This is a genomic window from Streptomyces sp. NPDC054932 (genome assembly GCF_053610205.1).
The window spans coordinates 1-5,860 of record NZ_JBSGXU010000311.1 but is presented as its reverse complement, the minus strand read 5'-3'; the positions used below and the strand labels follow the sequence as shown (position 1 = coordinate 5,860).

General features: G+C 74.5%; 5 protein-coding genes, 1 other RNA gene and 1 pseudogene. 4 read left to right on the top strand and 3 right to left on the bottom strand.

The features are described 5' to 3' along the window. Window positions 1-246: hypothetical protein (locus tag ACWGE1_RS39635; protein WP_453425322.1), on the bottom strand; the 246-nt coding region annotated here is incomplete at its 3' end. Here ACWGE1_RS39635 and ACWGE1_RS39630 point away from each other — a divergent pair. Further along, window positions 244-888: pseudogene (locus ACWGE1_RS39630) on the top strand (histidine phosphatase family protein); the annotation flags it as partial. The gene ACWGE1_RS39635 and the pseudogene ACWGE1_RS39630 overlap by 3 nt on opposite strands. A gap of 454 nt (window positions 889-1,342) precedes the next feature. Here ACWGE1_RS39630 and rnpB read toward each other — a convergent pair. After that, an RNA gene (gene rnpB, locus ACWGE1_RS39625) (RNase P RNA component class A) lies at window positions 1,343-1,744 on the bottom strand. 77 nt (window positions 1,745-1,821) lie between these two features. Here rnpB and ACWGE1_RS39620 point away from each other — a divergent pair. Further along, window positions 1,822-2,556 carry a MerR family transcriptional regulator gene (locus tag ACWGE1_RS39620; protein WP_453425321.1) on the top strand — a complete coding sequence of 245 codons (735 nt, stop codon included), beginning with the start codon at window positions 1,822-1,824 and terminating at the stop codon, window positions 2,554-2,556. Next, window positions 2,553-3,389, top strand: a complete 837-nt coding sequence (locus ACWGE1_RS39615) for a hypothetical protein (protein WP_453425320.1) — start codon at window positions 2,553-2,555, stop codon at window positions 3,387-3,389. Before ACWGE1_RS39620 ends, ACWGE1_RS39615 begins: the two co-directional genes overlap by 4 nt. 10 nt (window positions 3,390-3,399) lie before the next feature. On the opposite strand, the gene ACWGE1_RS39610 is transcribed toward ACWGE1_RS39615, so the two are convergent. Further along, window positions 3,400-4,842 (bottom strand): RNB domain-containing ribonuclease, encoded by a 1,443-nt coding sequence (locus ACWGE1_RS39610; protein WP_453425319.1) that lies wholly within the window; start codon window positions 4,840-4,842, stop codon window positions 3,400-3,402. 134 nt (window positions 4,843-4,976) lie between these two features. On the opposite strand from ACWGE1_RS39610, the gene yaaA reads away from it, so the two are divergent. Continuing rightward, window positions 4,977-5,780, top strand: a complete 804-nt coding sequence (gene yaaA / locus ACWGE1_RS39605; RefSeq protein ID WP_453425318.1) for a peroxide stress protein YaaA — start codon at window positions 4,977-4,979, stop codon at window positions 5,778-5,780. Window positions 5,781-5,860 lie beyond the last annotated feature (80 nt).

The following is a 5,860-nucleotide window of genomic DNA, read 5'->3' as shown; positions in this document are numbered from 1 at the left end:
CAGCTTCCCCTTGGAAAGCGCGTACTTCACCGCGTCAGCCCGATCTCGATCATCCTCTGGTTTGCCGGCGACACCCTTGGAGATATTGATGATCTGGTCACCGCCTCCGCCTCCGGTCCTGCCGCCGCGGCCAAGGCCACGGCGGCCCAGGAGCTCGCGGACACGCTGTTCGCCGACGCCGAGGCCCTGACGGAGGCGATCGAGCCCTGCCTCGACGCCGACGCGCCGGCCGTGGCCGGCAGCCACGGCTGGGGCCCGGACATGGGGGCTCCGGCCACCTTCGTGCTGCTGCGGCACGGCGAGACCGCCCTCACCCCGCAGAAGCGCTTCTCCGGCAGCGGCGGCAGCGACCCCGAACTGTCCCCGGCGGGCCTACGGCAGGCCGCCGCGGTCGCCGAGGCGCTGGCCGCCCGCGGCACCATCCAAACGATCATCAGCTCCCCGCTGCGCCGCTGCCGGCAGACCGCGCAGGCGGTCGCGGACCGTCTCGGCCTCACCGTGACGGTCGAAGAGGGCCTGCGCGAGGTGGACTTCGGGGCGTGGGAGGGTCTGACCTTCGCCGAGGTGCAGCAGCGCTTCCCGGAGGACCTGCAGGCCTGGCTGGACTCCCCGAAGGCGGCGCCCACGGGCGGCGGCGAGAGCTTCATGTCCGCCACCCGCCGGATCTCGGCCACCCGCGACCGCCTGCTGTCCGCCCACGCGGGCCGCACGGTCCTGCTGGTCACCCACGTGACCCCGGTCAAGATCCTGGTCCGCCTCGCCCTGGGCGCCCCGCCGGAAGCCCTGTTCCGCATGGAGCTCTCGGCGGCCTCCCTCTCGGCGGTGGCCTACTACGCGGACGGCAACGCCTCGGTCCGCCTCCTGAACGACACCTCCCACCTGCGGTAGGCCGGGCGGGATCCGTCGCGGTGCCGTACCCCTGGCGGGAGGCCGGGCGGGATCCGTCACGGTGCGGGCCGGTTCGCGGGGCCGGGGAGGGGTGTCTCCTCGGCTCGCGCGACGCGGGCATGTCTCGGCTGTGCGCGGTGGTTGCGCGCTCGTCCTGCGGGGACACCCCTCCCCGTCCCCGCTCCCCATGCGTCGGGGCGGCTTCGGGGGCGCTGTCGAAGTCCTGCCGTGGGGCGGGGACACGGGGGAGTGTCCCCGCAGGACGAGCGCGCACCCCCGGCTACGGCCGAGACATGCCGTACCGCGCGAGCCGAGGAGACACTCCGCCGGGGCACCGACCCACACCACCAGCCCCGCCGGCGATTGAGGCGCGGGGTCCGGGGCAGCGCCCGGCAGGGTCCGGGGCAGCGCCCCGGCGGGAGAACCGCTTGCCCCCGAACGGGAGTGGAAGCGGCAGACGAGCCGGCCTGTACGCCGGGTTCTGTCACCCGGTGACCTCGCGGTCGCCGGGGAGACGGCCATCCATCTAGGACCGGTGTTGCCACCGGCCTCGTGCGGTCTACCCGCGAACTCGGGCGAGCAGCCCTCGATCGTTCGCGCAGACCCGTCCGAAGACGGATCCTCTTGACCTTGCTCCGGGTGGGGTTTACCTAGCCGCCTGAGTCACCTCAGGCGCTGGTGGTCTCTTACACCACCGTTTCACCCTTACCGAGGGCCGAAGCCCCTGGCGGTCTGTTTTCTGTGGCACTGTCCCGCGGGTCACCCCGGGTGGGCGTTACCCACCACCCTGCTCTGTGGAGCCCGGACGTTCCTCGGCGGGATCCTGGGATCCCGACGCGGCCGCCCGGCCGACTCGTCTGCCGTGGCGACCATGCTACCGGCTGTGTCGCACCGGCTTGACCTTGACGCAGCGGCAGGGTTTCTACTGGGGTCATGCGGATCGGAGAGATCGCCGCCGTCGTCGGGGTCACCACCCGGGCGATCCGGCACTACCACCATGTCGGGCTGCTCCCGGAACCGGAGCGGCGCCCCAACGGCTACCGGGCCTACAGCCTCCGGGACGCCGTCCTGCTGGCCCGCGTACGCAGGCTCACCGAGCTCGGGCTCAGCCTCGACGAGGTGCGGGACGTCCTCGCGGACGACGCAGGACGCGAACTGGCCGAGGTGCTCCAGGAACTCGACGCCGACCTCGCCCGCCAGGAGGCCGAGATCCACGAGCGCCGGCGCCGGCTGGCGGTGCTCCTCGCCGCCGGGCCGGGGGAGGGCGAGCCCCTCTCGCCCGCGCTCGCCGCGCTGTTGGCGAAGGCGCCGCGGACGGACTCGCCGGCCGCCGCCAAGGACCGCGAACACCTGACCCTCCTCGACGCGACGGGCGCCGCCGGCCAGGAGATGTACGCCGCGCTCGGTCCGCTGGCCACTGATCCCGCCGTGCTCTCGCTGTACGAGCGACTCGACGACCTCGCCGACGCGGCCGTGGACGATCCGCGGATCGGGCCCCTGGCGGCGGAGTTGGTGGCGGCCGTCCCCGACGAGGTGTTCGCCGCGATCCCCACCGACGGGGTGGTCGTGGCCGGGTTCAAGGAGGCGCTGCTCGCCGAGTACGCGCCCGCGCAGGCGGAAGTCGTCCGGCGCGTCATGGAGGCATTCGTGGAGAGGGGGCGGGGATGACCCGCATACGGGCGGCACGGATCGCCATCACCGCCGTCGTCCCGGCGGAGCTGGCGCTCGTGGTGTGCCTGGCGGCCGGGGTGCGGCTGCCCGGGTGGGCGCTCGCCGTCACGGAGGCGCTCCTCGTCGGCGTGCTGCTGTTCGAGGCCCGGGTGCTGTACGGCCTCTACGCCGCCGCGCGGGCCCGCGGGGAGGGCCGGCGGGCCGCCGGCCGGTCGGCGGCCCGGGCCGTGGTCCCGCTGCAGGTGCGGCGGCTGGTGCTGCACGAACTGCGCGCCGCCGCCTCCCTCGGCCGGTGGGCCGTCCGGGGGAGGCACGGAGTGCGCCCCGGTGACCTGGCCGCCGCCTACACCGGACCGCAGACGGCCATGATGTACGGGATGCTCTTCGTATCGGTGATCGAGACCATCGGCCTGGCCGTGCTCATCCCCTGGCCGGCGGTGCACCGGGTGGTGCTCGTGCTGGACGTGTACGGAATCCTGCTCGTCCTCGCACTGCACGCCGCCTGCGTCACCCGGCCGCACGTGGTCCGCCCCGACGGGTCCCTGCGGATCCGCTACGGGGCCCTGTTCGACCTCGCCGTGCCGCCGGACGCCGTGGCCTCGGTGCGGGTGGACCGCCGCTACCCCGAGGGACGGCTGGTCACCCTGTCCGAGGACGGGGTGCTCGACCTCATCGTCGGCAGCCAGACCTCCGTCACCGTGGAGCTGAACCGGCCCCTCCCCTTCACCCGGCCGCTCGGCGCCACGGGCGAGGCACGGACCATCCGCTTCCACGCCGACGACCCGCGCGCACTGGTCACCGCACTGCGCCGACAGCCAGCCGCCTCCTAGGTCGTGTCCGCTAGGCGGGCGCGAAGAGGATCTTCGCCGTGCCCGGGTCGGCCTGCGTCAGCCGGACGCGGATCCGGTCGCCCAGCGGCAGGTCCAGCGCGGTGGACTCGATGCGGCCGACCACCGCCGGGTCCTCCAGGTGGACCGTGCCCACCAGCGGCTCCCCGTCCTTGACGTCGATGACCGTGGCCTCGAAGGTCTCCCCGACCCGGTCCTTCAGCACGGCGGCCTCGACGAGGTCCACGGACTCCCGCTCCACCGTGTTCGCCAGCCGCGTGCCCCGCGCCATCTCGTCCGGGAGCGCGGGCAGGGCCGCCACCACCCACTCCGGCGGCTCGGTCCCGGCCGCCGCCGCCACGCACAGCTCGCCGGCGTACCGGTCGACGAGACGGCGCAGCGGCGCGGTGCAGTGCGTGTACGGGGCCGCCACCGCGGAATGGATCGCCGGGTCGGGGCTCTCGCCGCCGGTGAAGGCGGTGTGGCCGGCGCCCCGGAGCAGGGCCGTGCACTCCTGGAGGAAGGCGGCGTGGACCGCACGGTGCGGGTCGAGGGAGCGTACGAGTTCGGCGTACGGGACGTGGTGCGGCCAGTCGATGCGCAGGGCCTTCGCCGTCCGCCGGAGCCTGCCGACCGCGCCGTCGGGCGCGCTGGGCAGGGTGCGCAGGATGCCCGTGCCGGTGGCCAGCATCAGATCGGCCGCGGCCATGCCGGTCATCAGGGAGATCTGCGCGTTCCAGCCGTCGGCGGGCAGCGGCGCGCGGTAGGTCAGGGAGTACGTCCCGTCGTGCCCGACGACCTCCTGCTCGGGCACGTTGAGGGAGATGCCGCCGCGCGCCTGTTCCAGGGCCTCGCGGAGCCGGCCGATGTCCTTCAGCAGGGCGAGCGGCTCCTCCGCCGTGCCGGTGTCGATGGCCTTCTGGACGCCCTCGTAGTCGAGCCTGTCCCGGCTGCGGACCAGCGCGCGGCGCACGTCGACGGTCTCGACCCGGCCGTCGGGGTCCAGGTCGAAGCGCCACACCAGCGCCGGGCGGACCTGGTCGGGCAGCAGACTGGCCGCGCCCTCCGAGAGGACGGCCGGGTGCAGCGGGACCCTCCCGTCGGGGAAGTAGAGGGTGGTGACGCGGCGGTGGGCCTCGGCGTCGAGCGGGCCGCCGGGGGTGACGAAGGCGGCGACGTCGGCGATGGCGTAGTGGACGAGGTAGCCGCCGCCGGAGCGCTTCGCCAGGTGCACGGCCTGGTCGAGGTCGACGGAGGACGGCGGGTCGATCGTGAAGAAGGGGATGTCCGTGCTGTCCGCCTCCGGGAGGCGGGGGTGCGCCGCCGCGTGCTCGGCCTCCGCGAGGACCGCCGCCGGGAAGTCCTCGGGCACCTCCAGCTTCGTCCGCAGTTCACGCAGCGCGGTCCGCAGAGCAGCCCCGTCTGCGCCGGTCATGTGCATCTGACGGCGTGGCATGCGTCGAGCCTAGGGGCGTCGGGCCCGTACGGCGCGGCGAGCGGGCGCGGACGGCACGGCGAGCGGGGACGGCGGCCGTCTACCCTGGCTCGGGGGCCGCATCCCCTGCGCCGTCGTACTGAAGGAGAACCACCGTGCTCGTGCTGCTGCCGCCGTCCGAAGGAAAGGCCGCCGGCGGCTCCGGCGCACCCCTGAAGCCGGAGACGCTGTCGCTGCCCGGTCTGGCCCCGGCCCGTGCGGCCGTGCTGGAGGAGCTGGTCGAGCTGTGCGCGGCGGACGAGCCGAAGGCGCGCGAGGTGCTGGGCCTGAGCGAGGGCCTGCGCGGCGAGGTTGCCAAGAACGTGGAGCTGCGCACGGCGGGGGCCCGTCCGGCGGGCGAGATCTACACGGGCGTGCTCTACGACGCACTGGGCCTGGCCGACCTGCCCGCGGCGGCGCGGGCGTCGGCCGAGGACGCGCTGCTCGTCTTCTCGGGGCTGTGGGGCGCGGTCCGGATCACCGACGCGATCCCCTCGTACCGCTGCTCGATGGGCGTGAAGCTGCCGGGTCTGGGGGCGCTCGGCGCGTACTGGCGGGGGCCGATGGCGGAGGTCATGCCGGAGGCGGCCGGGGACGGGCTGGTCCTGGACCTGCGGTCGGCGGCGTACGGGGCCGCGTGGAAGCCGAAGGGCGAGGTGGCGGGGCGGACCGCGACCGTCCGGGTGCTGCACTCGCAGCTGGTGGACGGGGTGGAGAAGCGGTCGGTGGTGAGCCACTTCAACAAGGCCACGAAGGGGCGGCTGGTCCGGGACCTGCTGCTGGCGGGGACCGCCCCGGCTTCGCCCGCCGAGCTGGTCACGGCCCTGCGGGACCTCGGCTACGTGGTCGAGGCCGAGGCCCCTGCGAAGCCGGCGAAGGCATGGTCCCTCGACGTGGTCGTGACGCAGATCCACCACTGAGTCGGGCGCGGCGCAGAGGCCGGGGGCTCTGCCCCCGGACCCCCGTGCCTCAATCGCCGGCGAGGCTGCATGTTTCAGCC